We start from the raw sequence: 18518 nt of genomic DNA, 5'->3' as shown, positions 1-18518 counted from the left end.
AATATACTAATTATAACTTGATGGTTGCCCATTTACTTGAATTGAGTGGTGAAATTTTATTCAATGTTTCTATAGTTTCCGATATAGGAACTTTTGGTCCGCCGGATAGGATTGACACAATTTCATCGACTTTAGCATCGAAGAAAACCCTGGTCAAAAACGCATTGGAACGCACTTTATATATAGCACTCAAAGCAGTGATAGAGGCTAATATTTTTTCTTTAGACGATTTCAAATCTTTTGTCATGTTGTCCAAACCTTCTCTGTGGTATTGGTACATAACGTCTCTAAAAGCATCAAAAGTTCCGGAAAGCATGTCATTGGCCAAGAAAAAACGATTTTGATTTCCATCGGATTGGCTCCAACCTTTGTATCCACTTTGTTGGGCTACAGTTACAATTTGTTGGGCAATATCAAACCATTGTTTTCCACCGTAAAGTGTGTAAGTATCGGCATCAAAACCAAGAATCATGTAGCTGTAAAATGCTAAAACAGACACTAAATTAGAATCAAAATTAGCCGGATTGAAAAGCAAGTTTTCAAATTCTACATAGCGAAATCCAAAATCTTTGTCGTTGTAGTTAAAAACCGGTGAAGAATAAGAAGAATTAAAAATAGGTCTGGAAGATTCCACTTGAATAGTCGCTGAAAAAGCGTTAGAATCATAACTGTTCAAAGTGATGACCATGGAACAATTAATCTTTTCGTTTTGCTTATAGCTTTCTCCAGTCCAATCCGTTTTGTTGACAAACTCATTAATCGATTTTTCTAAATTTCTAAAAATCTGATTATTGGTACTGGCAATTTTATCTGAGTTGACTTGAACCGAACAATTTAATTGTTGCGCATTAGTCAATCCAACCCAAAACAAAAAAAGAATACTAACTATTTTTTTCATGTGTAAATTTATATTGTTTTCAACTGTCTTTTAATTCTGATCAGCTAAAATCATTTAAAACGACTTTATTTCTCAATCCTTATTATAACGAGAAATTACTTTGTTTATTATATCATCCGCAACAGCTTCTTTAGATTTTAAAGGCATAGCTTCAATCACAAAATCTTTATCAATAAAAGTAACTTTATTAGTAGCCGAACCAAAACCGGCGCCTTTATCCTGAAGCGAATTTAAAACAATCAAATCTAAGTTTTTTTTCTGAATTTTCAACTTTGCATTTTCAATTTCATTTTCAGTTTCCAAAGCAAAGCCAATTAAGAATTGCTTTTGTTTTATTTGTCCCAATGAAGCTAAGATATCTTTGGTCTTTTCCAATTCAATGGTGAAAGCTGCTTCCGATTTTTTTATTTTTTGATCAGCAACCACTTTAGGTTTATAATCGGCAACGGCGGCAGCGCAAATGGCTACATCACTATCATTAAAATATTGGTGACACGCGTCGTACATTTCTTCAGCAGAAGTGACTCGAATCAAATTGATAGCAGAATTTTGCACATTTAAATCCGTTGGACCTGAAATTAAAATTACTTCAGCACCAAGATTGGCAGCACTTTTAGCAATATCAAAACCCATTTTGCCCGAAGAATGATTCCCAATGAATCGAACAGGATCAATCGCTTCATATGTTGGGCCAGCCGTAATCAATATTTTTTTTCCTCTTAACGGTAATTTACTTTCCAAATCCTTTTCTAAAAAGGCAACAATATTTTCAGGTTCAGCCATTCGGCCTTCGCCGGATAAGCCACTGGCTAATTCTCCACTTTCAGCAGGAATCATGATGTTACCAAATTGCTTCAGCAAATTAAAACTGGAAATAGTTGAAGGATGTTTGTACATGTCCAAATCCATTGCCGGAGCAAAGTAAACCGGACATTTAGCCGATAAATAAGTAGCAATTAAAAGATTGTCACAATTGCCATTCGCCATTTTAGAAAGCGTATTCGCAGTAGCAGGAGCAATAAGCATCAAATCGGCCCAAAGTCCTAATTCAACATGATTGTTCCATTGGGCATTCTCGTCCTCATCATTATAAAAAGTAGAATGAATAGGATTTTTGGAAAGTGTAGATAATGTTAACGGTGTTACAAAATCCTTAGAAGCCGGTGTCATGACCACTTGGACATTAGCACCGGCTTTTATAAATAATCTGACTAATGAGGCTGTCTTGTAGGCGGCAATTCCTCCGGAAACGCCGAGTAAAATCTTTTTACCGCTTAAAACAGACATCTGAATTAGTCTTTTGTAGTATCTCTGTAGTAAATTTTGTCATCAAGCCATTCTTGAACAGCCAATGCGTGTGGTTTTGGTAATTTTTCGTAGTATTTAGAAACTTCGATTTGTTCTTTGTTTTCAAAGATTTCTTCAAGACTATCGTTGTAAGTAGCAAACTCTTCTAATTTCTCAGTTAATTCTTTTTTAATTTCAGAATTGATTTGGTTTGCTCTTTTAGCCATTATTGTTATTGCCTCGTAAACATTGCCAGTGCGCTCTTCAATTACAGTTTTGTTGTAAGTGATTGTGTTTACCGGTGCATTCGTCTTTTTTAAATCCATGACTTTTTTATTTAGAAAATTGTTTTAAATCTGTTTCAATTCGGGCCAACATTTCGTCAGCTTCTGATTTGTATTTGGTATCTGCTTTGTGCTTGATTAAACTATTGTACGCTGCTTTTGCATTATTCAAACGCTCTTCCATTTTTGCAGGAACACTATTAATCGCTAGTTTATAGGCTGAATCCAATTTGTAAAATAAGGCCGCTTCTTTATAAGGCGTACCCGGAAATTCAATAATAAAATTATCAAACGCTACCATGGAAGCTTTATAATCTGAAATGGTGTTATAAATCTTAGCGTTTTCATAGGCTTTTTTCTCCAATTTCTCTCTCAAAGCTTTGGCGATAGTATTTGCTTCAGTTAAATATTGAGATTCAGGAAAGGCATCTATAAAATTCTGTAATTTTTCAACTGCTTTATAGGTATCAATTTGATCCAAACTGTAAACCGGAGATAGTTTTGAAAAACATTTAGCTCCAAGAAATGATACTTCTTCTATTTTTTCACTCTTTGGAAAACTAGAGGCAAAACTCTCAAATTGATAACCCGCTAAATAATATTGATTGGTTTTGTATAGCGATTGCGAATACATGTAAAACATCTTTTGAGCTGATGGCTTTCCTTTGTAAGCAGGAGCAATTTGTTCAAAAAGGCGTATGGCTTTACCATATTTATTGGCTTCATACATTTTAGTTGCCATTTCATACTTAACAGCAATATCTTCTGATTTTAATGCTTTTTGGTATTCGCTACACGACGAAAAAAATACTACAAAGGCAAATAAGGCTAAAAATTTCTTCATTATGATGTTTAATGCTGCTGATTTTAAACACATTTTGTGACTTAAAAAGCAACTGCAAATTTAGTTATTAATTGTTTACAACAAAATATTTTTTTCGAAGTCGAAAAAATTACATTTTTGAAATTTTATTGGTGAAATCATGTAGGCGTTTGGCTAAATTTTCATCAGCATTTACTAAAGGTAAACGAACTATATTCTCAGACAAGCCCAATGACTTAAACACTTCTTTAATTCCGGCCGGATTTCCTTGCTCGAAAATCATATCAATTGAATCCGCTAGAAGATAGTGCAATTGATAAGCTTCTTCTACTCTTTTGTTCAAACCTAAATGCACCATTTCAGAAAATTGTTTCGGAAAACCTTCAGCAATTACGGAAATAACGCCTGCGCCTCCGGCTAAAACCATTGGCAACGTAATCATATCATCACCTGAAATCACTAAGAAATCTTTTGGCTTGCCTTGAATCAATTTCATCGCTTGAACGATATCGCCTGCAGCTTCTTTTACAGCCACCACATTTTTGAAATCATTAGCCAAACGAATAATTGTTGACGGCAACATATTACTAGCTGTTCTTCCCGGAACATTGTACAAAATAATCGGAAGCGGCGAAGCTTCAGCAATCGCTTTAAAATGTTGGTAAATGCCTTCTTGAGTTGGTTTGTTATAATATGGAGAAACAGAAAGTATCGCCACGAAATCGGAGAAATCTCTTGATTTTAATTCAGCGACAACTTCATTGGTATTATTACTTCCAACTCCTAAAACCAAAGGCAATCTTCCTTTATTGGCTTCTACAATTGTCTTTATTACCAATTCCTTTTCGTCCTTTGTCAATGTTGCTGTTTCGGCGGTTGTTCCTAAAACAACTAAATAGTCAATTCCGTTATCAACTTGGAAATTAACGATGGCTTTTAACGCATCAACATCTACTGAAAAATCTTTTTTGAAAGGTGTAACAAGGGCAACTCCGGTACCAATTAATGATTGCATTTTAAATTTTGTTTAGAATTTTTAAATATTTAAATAGTTCGTCCATAAAGACTTTATAATTTTCGGCATTGGTGTTGATCATAAAATGATTCAACCTTTTATCGATAGCAGCGAAGCCAACTTTAAAACCTGCTTTTGATTGATGAGAAACCAATAATAAGGCTACTTTCTCGGTATCGTAATAATTGATTAATAAATCGAATGGTTCAGCAATAAAATCTTTTACTTCTTTTTTATCAACTGTAGCACGCCAACTTAAATCTTTGTGGCTGAAAGTAGGATAATCAAAAACTTCATTTTTTTTAATTTTATTTTTGAAAACCAATACTTTAATGTCTTTCTCTGCAATTCCGTTTTGGATTAGCTCACGAACCATGGCTTCTCTTTCATAAAAGTAAGTTTCATCAAAAATAATCCCAACAGTTTTGATAACACTATCCGAAGCCAAATGTTTAACATTTGATAAACTATTCTTAACTATTTTTTTTGTTGAAAAATCCTTTAAGTAATTTAAAAACATACTACTTTTACTTGAATTACAAAATTACTAAAATTAGCGCCAAAAGCGATGGTAAAACTAAAAAACTATAACGTTGTATTAAAACATTTTGTTTTATTATTAACATTTGCAAGTCTTATTTCCTGTGCGGAAAAAAAATACACTGTCACTCGAATTGAAGGCAAAGAAATTGCAATTAATTCAACCAACACCGAAGACATTGAATTTGAAAACTTTATCAAGCCTTATCGCGATAATATTGATAAAGATTTGAGTTTGATTTTAGCCAATGCGCCAGAGACGATGGACAAATCGGGCGAATGGCAAACGCCAATGGGTAATTTCTTATCTGACATTACTTTTGATAAATCGAATGTCATTTTCCAACTTAGAGAGAAAAAAACCATCGACATTTGTTTGCTTAATCATGGTGGTATCAGAACTATTATTTCAAAAGGCGATGTTTCTGCAAGAAATGCTTACGAAATCATGCCCTTTGAAAACAGCGCTTTTGTTATTGGTTTAAAAGGAGAACAAATCTTAGAAATGGTCAATTATATCATCACCGAAAAAAAACCGCATCCATTGAAAGGGTTAACTTTTACCATTGGCAAAGACAACCAACCAAAAAATATTTTGGTCAACGGAAAAGCATTGGAAAATGATAAAATCTATTATGTTGTGACTTCAGATTATCTTGTCAATGGTGGAGACAACATGCTTTTCTTCAAAAAAGGGGTTGAAAAATATGACCTAGATTATAAACTTCGAAATATCATTATCGATTATTTCAAGGAAAACAAAAAGATTACAGCCAGTAAAGACATCAGAATCAGCAAAGAACTATAAGATGAAAAGAAGAGATTTTATACAAAAAACTGCGGCAAGTTCGGCTTTGCTAAGTCTTGGCGGACTTTCACTAAGTAGTTTCAAGACTTTGAACACTAAGCATCTTACAGTTTTACATACTAACGATGTTCATAGTTATATTGATCCGTTTCCGGCGAATCATCCCAAAAACCCAAACATGGGCGGCGTTGCCCGAAGAGCGGCTTTGATTGAAAACATTCGAAGAGAAAATCCGAATGTGCTCTTATTAGATGCCGGAGATATTTTTCAAGGAACGCCTTATTTCAACTACTACGGAGGAGAATTGGAATTCAAGCTAATGAGCATGATGAAATATGATTTGGCAACAATAGGCAACCACGATTTTGACAATGGAATTGACGGTTTATATGCCCAATTACCCAATGCAAATTTTGAATTTGTTTCTGCCAATTATGATTTCAAAAACACCGTGATGAACGGTCAGGTTAAGCCTTATAAGATTTTTAACAAAGATGGGATCAAAGTTGGCTTGTTCGGACTTGGAATCAGTTTGGAAGGTTTGGTTGATAAGAAGAATTACAAAGAAACCGTTTACAATGATCCGTTAACCGTTGCTCAAGACATGTCACGCATTTTAAAACAAGAACAAAAATGTGATTTGGTGATTTGTCTTTCTCACATTGGTTACCAATACAAAAACGAGCCTGATAAAATTTGTGACACCAAATTGGCAACATTAACCAAAGACATTGACTTAATTATCGGCGGACATACGCATACTTTCTTAGACAAGCCCACGGTTTTGAAAAATGCTGAAGACAAAGATGTTTTGGTGAATCAAGTCGGTTGTTATGGGATTAATTTGGGTCGAATCGATTTCTATCTTGAAGACTCGAAATCTGTTACAACCCAAGGGAAATCAATTATTGTTTGATTTTTCTGCAATCATTACATATTTATAAAACGAGAAGAAAGCTAATGCATTAAAGGTCATAGCTAAAGGTCGGAGTAACTTTTGAAACTCATTGACTAAAAAGTACTTTTCTATAAAAACCGAAAACTGCAACATTACAAACAGCAAAACCGATATTAATAAAACTGAGTTTTGCTTGTTATCATTCATTACATAACTCGAAAGGGCAACACCTGCAAATACTGAAATTAAGATGTTTTGCAACATCAACAAATAAAAACTATTCTCCGGAATGTCATTGGTTTCAATAAATAAGTAAAAGAAAATAAGTAAAAAAGGCAATGTTGCAATGATCATTGGAATAAAATCTTTTACTTTTTGCAAAGAAAATACAAGATAAATGATTACAATACGATGCAGCGTAAAGATTATCAAAGCATAATAAAGACACATTGGTGTACTTGGTATAAACAATATGTTCACCACCATTGAAAATAATAATACGATGACAAAAATTGGATTTTTTCTGCTAGAACTTATAAGATAAATTACCACCAAAAGTAAAGGAATCAGCGGTTTTAGCGAACAAATAAATGGTGTATAGGCAAAGTATTCTGAAATAACTTCAAAGAATGCTATGATAAAATAGCCAAAGGTTAATGACTTTAATATATTGTCTTTTCTAACCATAGAAAATCGCTTAGGAATATTAAAGTTAACACAAATTATAATACAAAATGATTCTTTTGGTTTAAAGTTTTAAGATAGCATGACTAAAAAATCATCTTCAGAAATGATTGGTACTTTTAGTTGATTGGCTTTCTCTAATTTGGCCGGACCCATATTATCACCAGCCACCACAAAATCAGTCTTTGCCGAAATTGAACTGCCTACTTTGCCACCGTTATCTTCGATAGCTTTTTTCAAATCATCACGGGAAAATTTTTCAAAGACGCCGGAAACCACAAAAGTTTTGCCTGATAATTTGTCTGTTGCATTGGGATTGTGCTTTTCAATAAGTTCCAATTGTACACCAAACTGTTTCAAACGCTCAATAATTTTCACATTTTCTTCATTTTCAAAGAATTCAATAACACTTTGGGCAATCTTCTCTCCTATTTCATCTACCAAAATTAAATCCAATAAAGAAGCCTTTTGAAGCGCATCAATCGATTTATAATGTTTCGCTAATTTCTTGGCAACCGTTTCTCCAACATACCGAATTCCAATCGCATACAAAACCCTTTCAAACGGAACTGCTGTAGATTTTAGAACACCATTGACTAAGTTCTCCGCTGATTTTTGCGCCATACGTTCCAAGGGTAAAATTTGGCCAACAGTCAATTCGTATAAATCAGCGTAATCTTTAACCAAATTATTATTGAACAACAAAGCGACAGTTTCTCCGCCAAGACCTTCAATATCCATCGCTTTGCGCGAAATATAATGTTGGATTCTACCTATAATCTGCGGCGGACAACCATAAAAATTAGGACAATAATGATTGGCTTCACCTTCAGTTCTCACTAGTTCCGAATTGCATTCCGGACAATGAGAAATATATTGTGTTCTTTGAGAGTCAGCGCTTCTTTTAGCCAAATCAACCGCAATAATTTTCGGAATAATTTCGCCTCCTTTTTCTACAAAAACAGTATCGCCTACTCTGATGTCGAGTTTTTCAATTTGGTCGGCATTGTGTAAAGACGCCCGTTTAACTATCGTTCCCGCCAATTGTACCGGTTCCAAATTGGCCACAGGTGTAATCGAACCGGTTCTTCCCACTTGATACGAAATCGAATTTAATTTGGTAGAAACTTGTTCGGCTTTGAATTTATAAGCCATTGCCCAACGAGGCGATTTGGCGGTATACCCTAATTCATCTTGGTGTTGGAAACTATTGACTTTAATTACAACGCCGTCGGTTTCATAAGGCAAATGGTGTCGGTGTTCGTCCCAATAATTGATATACTCGAAAACTTCGGCTAAACTATTGGCTAATCGTGCTTCTTTCGGGACTTTAAAACCCCAATTTCTGGCAGCTGCTAATCCTTCAAATTGAGTTTTGATATTGAGATTATTGCCAACGATAAAATACAACAAACATTCTAATGGGCGTTTTGCCACTTCACTACTGTCTTGTAATTTTAAACTTCCGGAAGCCGTATTTCTTGGATTGGAATAAGGTGTCTCACCTATTTCAATCAGTTCTTGGTTCATTTTTTCGAAACCTTCAAACGGCAAAATGATTTCGCCACGAATGTCAAATCGGTCGGGAAAACTGCCTTTCAATTTTAACGGAATCGACTTAATTGTTTTGATATTATTAGTCACATCATCGCCTTGAAAGCCATCGCCGCGAGTAACGGCACGCTTTAGTTTTCCGTTTTCGTAAGTAATCGAAATCGAGGCACCATCATATTTTAATTCGCAAGTATATTGCAACGGTACATTGCCTAGCACCTTTTGGATTCTGGTTTCCCAATCGACTAAATCTTCTGTAGAATAAGAATTGTCCAAAGAATACATTCGGTAATCGTGAACTACTGTTTGAAAATTTTTGGTAATTGTTCCGCCAACCCGTTGCGATGGCGAGTTTTCGTCAAAAAATTCAGGATATTGGTTTTCTAACTCTTGAAGCTGTTTCAGTTTTTGGTCAAATTCAAAATCGGAAATCGTTGGATTGTCTAACACATAATAGCTGTGATTGTGTTGGTTGAGTTCGTCTCGTAAATCCTGAATGATAGTTTGAATATCCATAAAATTGATTGGTAATTTGCTTCCGCTAAAAATAATAATTCTATTTCAAAATTAGGATTAAAAACAAAAAAACCACTCCTTACGAAGTGGTTTTTTGCCATAATTTTTTGGGGATTATTTTTGGATAATGATAAAATCGGAACGACGATTTTTAAAATGTTGCTCTTCAGTACATTTCACACCATTACTACATTTGTTGGTCAAGCGACTTTCTCCGAAACCAATAGCACTTTCAATTCGGGAAGCATCAATTCCTTTAGAAATAATGTAAGCCTGAGTTGACTTGGCTCTGTTGTCAGACAAGGTCATATTATAAGCATCTTTCCCTCTTGAATCGGTATGGGATTCAATTTTGATTTTCACATTCGGAAATTTTTGCATTACAAAAACTACTTTATCTAATTCTACTACTGCTTGAGGTGTGACATCATATTTATCATAATTAAAGAAGATTGGATTTACATCAATTTTTTCCTGTCCCTTTTCTTTAACGATTAAATCTTCAAATTTGCTCAATTCAAAATTGATTTCTTTTACTTCTGCCAAATTGGTTTTGGTAGTTTCAACAGTTCGTTCTTCACTGCTGTGATTTGGTTTAGAAGCAACCAATTTGATTTTCTTTCCACAAGGCAATTTGATTACATAAGCGCCATTTGCATCTGTCTTCGCTTGGTTTATGGCTTCGCCAAAAGCGTTATAAGCGATTATTGTCGCGTTATCTATGACCCATTTGGATTTTGAGTTGATGACTTTTCCAGAAATCAATTGGTCACATTCCGGTTTTACTTTGGTAAAATAATAGATATCATCATCACCTTTTCCTAAAGCTCTGTTCGAAGAAACATAACCAAAAGTATCCGTCGCGTCTACTATATAAGCAAAATCGTCTTTGTTGCTATTTATCGGAGCACCAAGATTTCTTGGTACCGAGAAATTTAGTCCACCAGAAAATTTGCTTTCATAAACATCTAAATCACCCCAACCATAATGACCGTCGGAAGAAAAATACAGAGTACCGTTTCGGAAATAAGGAAACAATTCGTTTCCGATAGTATTTACCGTTGGTCCTAAATTTTGAGGCGTACTCATCGTTCCGTCGTCGGCAATTTGGACAACATACAAATCGGTTTCCCCTAAACCACCAGGCATATCTGAAGCAAAAAACAACCATTTTCCGTCTTCACTTAAAGATGGATGACCAACGGAATACTTGTCGCTATTGAAGAACAATTTTTCGGTTTTCACCAGTTCATCTTCTTCAATTCTACCTCTGATAATTTGGAAATTATTAGTTCTGGATTGGTCGATAATCAGTTTTTTATCTTTCACAATGTTAGTCGTGTAATAAACTGTTTTCCAATCCGGGCTAAATGTAGCAGTGGCTTCATGGTATTTGGTCATCACATTAGGTAAAAATAGTGATTCATTAAACAAACTTCCATCTGCGGTATTTCTTTCGGCCAAATACAAGTTTAAGAAAGGTTGCTTGTTCCAACTGTATAGTTTTTCACCATGATTTGTAGTGTCTTTACTCGAAGCAAAAACAATTTTTTTACCATAAAAAGCGGTTCCAAAATCAGACTTATTGGTATTGATGTCGAGATTTTTTACGGTGTAAAGTTGTTTGGCTTTAGCTACACTGTCCATTTGACGTTTTTGATTTACAAAGCGAGCTATTTCTTTTTCATCGCCTTTTTTATTCAAAAATTCACGAGTTAGTTTATCTGCTTTCTCATAATCCATTACCCCTTTCAAAGACTGAATATAGCGGAGAAAATAGCTGTCAGAAATCGTCTGACCTTGGATATCATAAAGTTTTTGATACCATTTAAGTGCATTTCTGTTGTCGTCTGTGAAATAATAGGAATCAGCAGCATTTTTTAGCGTTTGCGTTCCCGGTTTTTCAACATTCTTCAGATACTCTTCATAAGCTTTTGCGGCTTCAACATAAGCCATGGTCTTAAAAAGTTGGTCTGCTTTCTTCAATTTCGTTTGCGCAAAACCTGATGCCAAACAAAAGAACATAATTAGTAGATATATTTTTTTCATGATTTCAGGGTTTTAGAAAAATCTTGGAGATTTTATTTGTTGGGATTTCTTTTGCAATTGATAACGAAGAATGACCTCGTGTGAACCATCGTTGTACTTATTCAAATTGGTTACAGTATAATCATAGGCGTAACCGATGTACAAACTATTAGAAATTTGAAAACCAGCCAACACACTAACCGAATCGTCCAAACGATGTGAAACGCCTAATGTAAATTTCTCTTGAATTAAGAAATTAGCCGAAATATCCATTGACATCGGTGCACCACTAACTGCTTTTAACATGTAGGCGGGTTTGAATTTTAGATTGTCTGAGAAATTAAAAACATAACCTCCGATAAAATAATAGTGAAGTCGGTCGTAATCAATAGCTTCTTCCACATCATCATAATAATCACCTCTGATAAAACTTGGAACTGAAGCGCCGATATACCATTTGTCACTGTAGAAATACAATCCGGCGCCTATTGAAGGTTTCATTTTGTTGTCGATATTTTGATTCAGCAAAACATCAATTGGATCATTGTATCTTCCTCTTGTCCAATCGACGTTCAACACTCTCATACCGGCTTTAAGACCAAACGCCAATTTTCTTTCATTCGGAAAGGCAATACTATAGGAGAAGTTTCCATCGATGTACAATTCGTTTGAAGGTCCTAGTTTGTCATTCACAATACTAAACCCTAAACCCACTTTATCATTTCGCATGGGAGAATGAATGGCGAAGGCTTGAGTCTGTGGTGCGCCATCGATACCAACCCATTGAGAACGGTGTAGAAGAACGGCTTCCAATGAACCTGTCAATCCTGCATAAGCTGAGTTTACGCTCATTGTGTTATACATGTACTGTGTATATTCGGGGTCTTGTTGTGCCTTTATGATAAAAGGACAAAGGATGTACAGCAATAAAAAGTGTACTTTATGAATTCTTATATATGGTTTCATACTTTTTCTATTTAGTTTAATAATTAAGAAAATGATTGTAATACTATCTTGTGATGGCTAACCAACCCGCTTTTTTAGGAGTATTATCACCAATATCGAGGATATAGTAATAAGTACCGGTTGGCAACTTTTCCTCTCTATTGATAGCTCCTGAAACGTTGGCAGTTCCGTCCCAATCATTGTTATAGGCCTTTCTATCATAAACTAAAGAACCATATCTATTGTATACACTTAGCTTGTTATTTGGATAATTTTCGATACAATCAATGGTAAAAGTATCGTTAGCACCATCGTTATTTGGACTAAATTCATTGTAAACCACTAAACAAATTGGCGATACTTCTGCGTCATCATCATTATTAGAATCATCTAAATCTATCGGATCTGAAATATCGATTGATGCAACATTCAAATAATTTCCGGTTGATAAAACTGTAACCGTTACTGTTAAGATAGCGCTCGTATTGGCAGGTAATATCGAAATATTCCATATCCCTGATATGTTATTGAAAGTTCCAGCAGTTGTCGTTGCACTTACAAAGCTGTATCCTGACGGCAAATTTTCATGAACTACTACATTCAGAAATTGACCGGTACCAACATTATTAACGGTAATAGTAAATGTTACATTATCATCTATACTTGGAGTTGGATTGTCAACTACTTTACTGATGGTAATATCAGAACAAGTTTGAACACTTAGGTCAAATGAAGCACTACTATTTCCGCTACAGCTATTAGAATAAGAAACACTAACATTTCCCGGACCAATGGCTAACCACGATACCGTAATCGTATTATCAGTTGTTTGTCCACCGGAAATAATCAATCCATTGGTTACCGACCATATATAATTATCCATTCCCGCATTGGTGGTGTAAGTTACCTGCTCAAAAACACAAGCTTCATTATCACCGCCCAAAATTACGGCTTGACCACTTCCATTAAAGGTTACCATTATCGCCAATCGGATGCTACTTTCACAACCTGTATTGGTATCCACTATTGCGGCATAGTAAGTAATTCCATTAACCAAAGCTGTTGTTGTGGCTAACGGACTTCCACCAGTAGCATCTGCATACCAAACCACATTGGTTTCATTCACTTGAAGATTAGCAATGGTTGGCGCATCGACTAAACAAAATGTCTGAGTAGCATTATTTGTAGTTGGAATTGCCGGATTAGAAAGCGTTATGCTTACTGCTAACCTCGTAGCGCTCTCACATCCGGTGGTTGTCTCTAGTAATGAAGCGTAATAAATACTTCCATTCACTAGAGCTGTTGTTGTTACTAATGGAGTTCCTCCTATTAGATTATTATACCAAACCACATTGCTTTCATTTACCTGCAGATTCGAAATGGTTGGTGCATTCGCCAAACAAAATGTTTGAGTAGCATTGGCTGTTGTTGGTGTACCCGGATCAGAAATTAAAACACTTATCACTAATCTAACAGCACTTTCACAGCCTGTAACAGCATCTAATAGCGAAGCGTAATATAATCCTCCATTTACTAAAGCAGTGGTTGAAGTTAATGGACTTCCGCCGTTAGGATTCAAATACCAAACAAAGTTGCTTTCGTTCACTTGCAGATTGGCAATTGTTGGTGCAGCAATCAAACAAAAGGTTTGAGTAGTATTTGTAGTGGTTGGCGTTCCCGAATCAGTAATAGTAATATTTATTGCTAATCGAATTGTGCTTTCACAACCTGTTGTCGTGTCTACTAAAGCTGCATAATATATTACTCCATTTACCAATGGCGTTGTTGTTACCAATGGTGTTCCATTGATAGGTCCTGAATACCAAACGACATTGCTTTCATTCACTTGTAAATCTGCTACTGTTGGCGCATCAATTAAACAAAATGACTGATTTGCATTTGCAGTGGTTGGTGTTCCGGGATCATTTACAATTATCATCACCGGTTCTAATGTCCCCGCTAAGTTCAAACAAGTGTTATCACTTTGCATGGCAACATAATAAGTAAACGGACTATTGGTATCTAACAAACCTGTTACGGTTAGTGTACCATTAGCCGCTACTGAAAAAGTGGCTCCGCCAATAATAGCACCATCAACAATAGGTTGTGTTGTATCATTGGTTAAATACCAAGAAAATTGTGGATTGGTATGCGAAGTCGTTGGCACTATTATAGCCGCATCATTGTTACAAATCAGAGTATCAGCTGCAGTTATATCTGAAGCTACAGAAAAAGGTAAAATGGTAAACGTAATTTCTTTTCTGTCAGGTTCAGCAGTGTCACAATATTCGTCTGAACTTACCCCTAAATAATAAGTATAAGTTCCCGGTGTCAATCCTGTAATTGTCAATAAAGAGGCTGTTTCTCCTGCAATGGGTTGGACAGTTGTACCATCAAAATAATACCAATGAAAAATCGGGTTAGTGATGGTCATGGTTGAATTCATCTCTGCTTGCAAAGCAATCGTTCCAGTTAGGCTACAAATAGTAGTATTTGTCGCTCCATTTATTAAAACTTGCGTTATAGCCGTGTCCGGTGCGGTTTGACCAACATTTAAGGTCACTCTACCTCTATCGTATACCGCACAACCGAAACGGAATGGTTGGATATAAAAATTATGTGATCCCGAAGTTAAATTATTCGGTACCGTAAAACTCATTCCAGTTGAAACTACGTTTCCTCCAACTTCAGCATCATACCAAATAAATGTCGTACAATCAACGGGCACAATAGTTAATTGCACTGCTTGACCTGGACAAACATCCAAAGTGTTTGTTGCATCACCACCAATAACAGAAGTATCAGCGCGTCGATTCACCTCGTGTATTCTTAAAAAATCGAATGCGTCAACAGTACCTCCAAAACGAATGGCTATTCTGTCATAAGGCATTGTTTGCGGTTGCACAACCAAAGCATATAAATCACCACTGATTAGTGATAAACTCAATAAACTGGAATTATGATCAATCGGAAGTCCTACAGGAGAATTACCCAAGTACATTTGGATTGAAAAACCGCTTAGTAAAGACAAGCTCAAAAGTGTTGCCGGTTTTGATATTATGATTTCCAAGGTATCACCGGCTAATGTTGGTGTATTGAAAGAAATTGTCAAATCGGCTGTCGCTAAAATGCCGGCTCCGCTATACATCGTTGCATAAGTAGTAACACTATTATCAACTGCATCATAAGGATCATCAACGCCTACTGTCGCTGTAGCGACACCAACACCTAAATCATAAGCACCATAGAAAACATCTTCTACATCAGATGTGCTACAAGTGATTTGAGAAACCTGTTTGTCGTAATAAGCTTCATACACATTTACATTTTGCGCAATACTGGCGACAGAACCTACAATGATTCGGATACCATCATAATCTTGTGGTCCACTGAAATTGGAAGGAACAAAAGTGTATTCGAAAACATTCTCTCCTGATAATAAATCAACTAGCGAACCTGAAATAGGTTGGATAAATCCGATATCAATCGGAACACCTGAAGAATTTCTTTTGGTTCCAACAATTGAGTAAGCACCTAAGGCTACTAGACCACTATAATTAGAGCCTAATTTCACATTCACCGGAGTTCCGGCAGGAATTAAATCATCCCATTGCAAAGTTTGCCAAGTTGTTCCAATACCTAATAGTCCGATACCGGTTACTATGGTGGAATGAGATTGGATATCTTCATCGATAGCATTACTGCCGTTAAAAACACCACCGGTAATTATGGAACCCCAACTTTGGGAATCTGCGTATGTTCTTTCGGTCAAAACCGGACAATTGGCAGGATCAATAACCGATACAAAAGCATTGCTTGTGGCCAAACAACTGCCATTGCCTGAAATAGCAGTGAAAGTGTAAAAACCGGCAGATGAAAATGGTCCGGCGACGTTTGATGCCAATGCATTACCCTCAGAATCGTACCAAACAATAGGCGCATTTGAAGTGGTATTGAAAGTAACCGAGCTTCCAATATTAACCACATTATTAACATTGGTTACTATCAAATTTATCTCCTGATTTACAGTAACATCAACTGATTGCATTAAAGAAGAGCAGCTTCCACTTAAACTTGTTGATTGGATATAATACAATCCCGAAGTTTGAATATTGGAAGCAGCTTCCGCAGTAATTGGAGCATTGGTACTATCAAAAAAGCTGTATATTATATCGCTTGAACTATCAAAATTCAGAATGGCATCGCGAAGGTTAACACTTCCACAACCTTCAATAGTTGGAGAAACATTCAATACTAAAGCAGTCGCGTGATTAACTATTACGTGTTTTAAAGTATTCACCTCATTTTCACAAATACCGTTTACAGTCAGTGATATATAATAGTGATAAGGTGAATTAATCGCGGTTAATCCTGAAATTGACAGCTCACCATTAGCATTATTCAAAACATAAGTAACTCCGGCATCACCCGAAAATCCGGTTGTAATTTCCTGAGTTTTTAACTGGTCTTTATAATATCTAAAAGTAGCACCACCGATTGTTGAAGACGGAGAAAGTACAATCACACCATTACAAGCTTGCAAAGTGTCAGAAATTGCAATGTCTGCCGCAACGGGTAAGTTGATTACGGCAACAGTAACCTTGAGTCTTAACGATTCTTCTGGACAACCAATTCTTCTGGCTGAAACATAATACGAAGTGTTTTGTGTTAAAACCGGTGTTACAAAAGGTTGACCTGAACTCAAGGTCGCCAAAGCTGTTCCGCCCACGGCTTGGTCATACCAAATTAATTCGGTTCCCACGCCTGTTGTTGCAACTAAAGTAGCGGTGCTTCCTGAACAAACTGTTGGATTTAGCGTAAAAGTATCGGTAATTATCGGAACAGCCGGCGCTCGAGTTACATCATACAAATCCAAACTTTGTGTCAATTGAACATTCAACAAGGAGTTGTATCTTATTGTAATTCTGTCAACAGGAGCATTTGGGGAAAAAGGAATCGTAGCAATTTGATTGCCTTGAAGTAATGTCAGTAAGTCTAAATTTAAAAGTGAATTTAAATTGGCAGTCATCACTGTGGTTGCTCCATTCGAGCCAATAATTTGAATATTATTAGCAACTCCTAAAGCCAACAATGAAGAATCAACTTTCATTCGAATAAAAAATTGATCGGTTGGTTGGTATACACCATCGTAATAAACTGTTTGCTCTATAGAAGCTGCAACCGCTAAAATTCCCATGCTAAGTCTGGAGTAATTAGTGGTATTAGCGTCTAAAACATTTTTTGGATTGCTAACACCGGCGCCGCCAAGACCTAATAAATCGAGATTTAGACCCGAACCGCTATAAGAAGTATAACTTGCCAATCCACAAACATCGGGTGTTCCAATATAGAAAGCTTCATATACATCCAATCGCTTCGTATTTCCTAATCCTATTAAAGAACCGACTCTGTTGGTCAAACGAATTCTGTCATAAGATTGTGAAGGGGTTAATGCAATAAAGTATTCATTAGTAGCATTAATGACAATTTTTAATCTTTCTAAAGCAAAATCATTTAAGATTTGACTGTTTCCCAGAAGAGCTGTTGTTGAGCCGTTTTTGGCTTCCACAGTAAACTCTTGATTGCCGATTAATAAAACGCCTCCAACATCGGATAATAATCCGCCAAGACTACCACCTAGTAGAGATGGCAGAATATTATCATCGGTTTGAATTTTCACATAAGAAGTAGTGTTTGCCGGTAAAACCGAATCAAACTTAAGCTCCAGATGTCCGGAGTAAGCGCCAATTCCGATGGCAATTCCTGAACTGGCTCTTATTCTAGCCATACTTGACAAATTACCGTCAGTAGCATTTGTAGCAAAATCTACATTACTCTGACTTGTAATTGTGGTTGCATAAATCGGTAGTGATTGTGCTTCCACGGTTTGCAAAAATCCAAATACTATAAGGTAGATTACAAAAAGACTTATCCTAAGCTTTTTGCCAGGGGTAAAATTTAATTCCATTAGCAGTAATTTAAGTGAATATTTAGGGCAACTATTTCTTAATTAACTATTTGCTTGTGTGGTATTTATTGGTAGTGGTATTTATTGGTAGTGGTATTCAGAGGTGGTATTGTGTAATAGTATATTTTTTAATATTCTTTACGGTTTTTGTTTTATTTTTTTACGGTTTATGATTTTTTTGTAGCTTTTCTTTTATTTATTTAGCTAAAAAAAATAACTGTACTGTTATTTATCGATTTAATATGTTAATTATAGGTCATTGATGACATT

The 18518-nt window shown here is 35.8% G+C and carries 13 protein-coding genes; 2 read left to right on the top strand and 11 right to left on the bottom strand.

Features of this window, described 5'->3' with window-relative positions:
* Positions 1 to 10: 10 nt before the first annotated feature.
* The 6 genes from C8C84_RS10590 to C8C84_RS10565 all read right to left on the bottom strand — a co-directional run bounded on the left by C8C84_RS10590 (position 11) and on the right by C8C84_RS10565 (position 4827).
* Positions 11 to 898 carry a DUF4835 family protein gene (locus C8C84_RS10590; RefSeq protein ID WP_121313612.1) on the bottom strand — a complete coding sequence of 296 codons (888 nt, stop codon included), beginning with the start codon at positions 896 to 898 and terminating at the stop codon, positions 11 to 13.
* A 72-nt stretch (positions 899 to 970) separates the two neighbouring features.
* The gene (gene coaBC / locus C8C84_RS10585; protein WP_121313611.1) at positions 971 to 2185 is read right to left on the bottom strand and encodes a bifunctional phosphopantothenoylcysteine decarboxylase/phosphopantothenate--cysteine ligase CoaBC; all 1215 of its coding nucleotides are present in this window, start codon (positions 2183 to 2185) and stop codon (positions 971 to 973) included.
* Positions 2186 to 2190: 5 nt separating this feature from the next.
* Positions 2191 to 2511, bottom strand: a complete 321-nt coding sequence (locus tag C8C84_RS10580) for a DNA-directed RNA polymerase subunit omega (protein ID WP_121313610.1) — start codon at positions 2509 to 2511, stop codon at positions 2191 to 2193.
* A 7-nt stretch (positions 2512 to 2518) separates the two neighbouring features.
* Positions 2519 to 3313: an outer membrane protein assembly factor BamD gene (locus C8C84_RS10575; RefSeq protein WP_121315042.1), complete on the bottom strand. Its 795-nt coding sequence runs from the start codon at positions 3311 to 3313 to the stop codon at positions 2519 to 2521.
* A 109-nt stretch (positions 3314 to 3422) separates the two neighbouring features.
* Positions 3423 to 4307 carry a 4-hydroxy-tetrahydrodipicolinate synthase gene (gene dapA, locus C8C84_RS10570; protein WP_121313609.1) on the bottom strand — a complete coding sequence of 295 codons (885 nt, stop codon included), beginning with the start codon at positions 4305 to 4307 and terminating at the stop codon, positions 3423 to 3425.
* Position 4308: 1 nt separating this feature from the next.
* Positions 4309 to 4827 (bottom strand): hypothetical protein, encoded by a 519-nt coding sequence (locus tag C8C84_RS10565; protein WP_121313608.1) that lies wholly within the window; start codon positions 4825 to 4827, stop codon positions 4309 to 4311.
* Between the two features lie 48 nt (positions 4828 to 4875).
* On the opposite strand from C8C84_RS10565, the gene C8C84_RS10560 reads away from it, so the two are divergent.
* Together C8C84_RS10560 and C8C84_RS10555 are read left to right on the top strand one after the other, a co-directional pair.
* Positions 4876 to 5655 (top strand): 5'-nucleotidase C-terminal domain-containing protein, encoded by a 780-nt coding sequence (locus C8C84_RS10560; protein ID WP_121313607.1) that lies wholly within the window; start codon positions 4876 to 4878, stop codon positions 5653 to 5655.
* Position 5656: 1 nt separating this feature from the next.
* Positions 5657 to 6571, top strand: a complete 915-nt coding sequence (locus tag C8C84_RS10555; protein WP_121313606.1) for a bifunctional UDP-sugar hydrolase/5'-nucleotidase — start codon at positions 5657 to 5659, stop codon at positions 6569 to 6571.
* On the opposite strand, the gene C8C84_RS10550 is transcribed toward C8C84_RS10555, so the two are convergent.
* The 5 genes from C8C84_RS10550 to C8C84_RS10530 form a co-directional block, all read right to left on the bottom strand.
* Positions 6557 to 7240 (bottom strand): hypothetical protein, encoded by a 684-nt coding sequence (locus tag C8C84_RS10550; protein ID WP_121313605.1) that lies wholly within the window; start codon positions 7238 to 7240, stop codon positions 6557 to 6559. The two genes, C8C84_RS10555 and C8C84_RS10550, sit on opposite strands and share 15 nt — an antisense overlap.
* 69 nt (positions 7241 to 7309) lie before the next feature.
* Entirely contained in the window at positions 7310 to 9307 is a 1998-nt protein-coding gene (ligA, locus tag C8C84_RS10545; RefSeq protein WP_121313604.1) for an NAD-dependent DNA ligase LigA, read from the bottom strand.
* 114 nt (positions 9308 to 9421) lie between these two features.
* Positions 9422 to 11356 carry an OmpA family protein gene (locus C8C84_RS10540; RefSeq protein ID WP_121313603.1) on the bottom strand — a complete coding sequence of 645 codons (1935 nt, stop codon included), beginning with the start codon at positions 11354 to 11356 and terminating at the stop codon, positions 9422 to 9424.
* Positions 11357 to 11368: 12 nt separating this feature from the next.
* Complete coding sequence (locus C8C84_RS10535) at positions 11369 to 12301, bottom strand: type IX secretion system membrane protein PorP/SprF (RefSeq protein WP_121313602.1); 933 nt, start codon at positions 12299 to 12301, stop codon at positions 11369 to 11371.
* Positions 12302 to 12344: 43 nt separating this feature from the next.
* Positions 12345 to 18248, bottom strand: a complete 5904-nt coding sequence (locus tag C8C84_RS10530) for a gliding motility-associated C-terminal domain-containing protein (RefSeq protein ID WP_121313601.1) — start codon at positions 18246 to 18248, stop codon at positions 12345 to 12347.
* Positions 18249 to 18518 lie beyond the last annotated feature (270 nt).

Origin of the sequence: Flavobacterium sp. 102 (genome assembly GCF_003634615.1) — a bacterium.
Taxonomy (GTDB): Bacteria; Bacteroidota; Bacteroidia; order Flavobacteriales; family Flavobacteriaceae; genus Flavobacterium.
Note: the sequence above shows the minus strand (reverse complement) of the source record. Positions and strands in the feature narration are given on the sequence as shown.

Bases quoted from the DNA above. Each gene is read 5' to 3' on its own strand.
- C8C84_RS10590 (WP_121313612.1), bottom strand. From the start codon at position 898: ATGAAAAAAATAGTTAGTATTCTTTTTTTGTTTTGGGTTGGATTGACT.
- coaBC (WP_121313611.1), bottom strand. From the start codon at position 2,185: ATGTCTGTTTTAAGCGGTAAAAAGATTTTACTCGGCGTTTCCGGAGGA.
- C8C84_RS10580 (WP_121313610.1), bottom strand. From the start codon at position 2,511: ATGGATTTAAAAAAGACGAATGCACCGGTAAACACAATCACTTACAAC.
- C8C84_RS10575 (WP_121315042.1), bottom strand. From the start codon at position 3,313: ATGAAGAAATTTTTAGCCTTATTTGCCTTTGTAGTATTTTTTTCGTCG.
- dapA (WP_121313609.1), bottom strand. From the start codon at position 4,307: ATGCAATCATTAATTGGTACCGGAGTTGCCCTTGTTACACCTTTCAAA.
- C8C84_RS10565 (WP_121313608.1), bottom strand. From the start codon at position 4,827: ATGTTTTTAAATTACTTAAAGGATTTTTCAACAAAAAAAATAGTTAAG.
- C8C84_RS10560 (WP_121313607.1), top strand. From the start codon at position 4,876: ATGGTAAAACTAAAAAACTATAACGTTGTATTAAAACATTTTGTTTTA.
- C8C84_RS10555 (WP_121313606.1), top strand. From the start codon at position 5,657: ATGAAAAGAAGAGATTTTATACAAAAAACTGCGGCAAGTTCGGCTTTG.
- C8C84_RS10550 (WP_121313605.1), bottom strand. From the start codon at position 7,240: ATGGTTAGAAAAGACAATATATTAAAGTCATTAACCTTTGGCTATTTT.
- ligA (WP_121313604.1), bottom strand. From the start codon at position 9,307: ATGGATATTCAAACTATCATTCAGGATTTACGAGACGAACTCAACCAA.
- C8C84_RS10540 (WP_121313603.1), bottom strand. From the start codon at position 11,356: ATGAAAAAAATATATCTACTAATTATGTTCTTTTGTTTGGCATCAGGT.
- C8C84_RS10535 (WP_121313602.1), bottom strand. From the start codon at position 12,301: ATGAAACCATATATAAGAATTCATAAAGTACACTTTTTATTGCTGTAC.
- C8C84_RS10530 (WP_121313601.1), bottom strand. From the start codon at position 18,248: ATGGAATTAAATTTTACCCCTGGCAAAAAGCTTAGGATAAGTCTTTTT.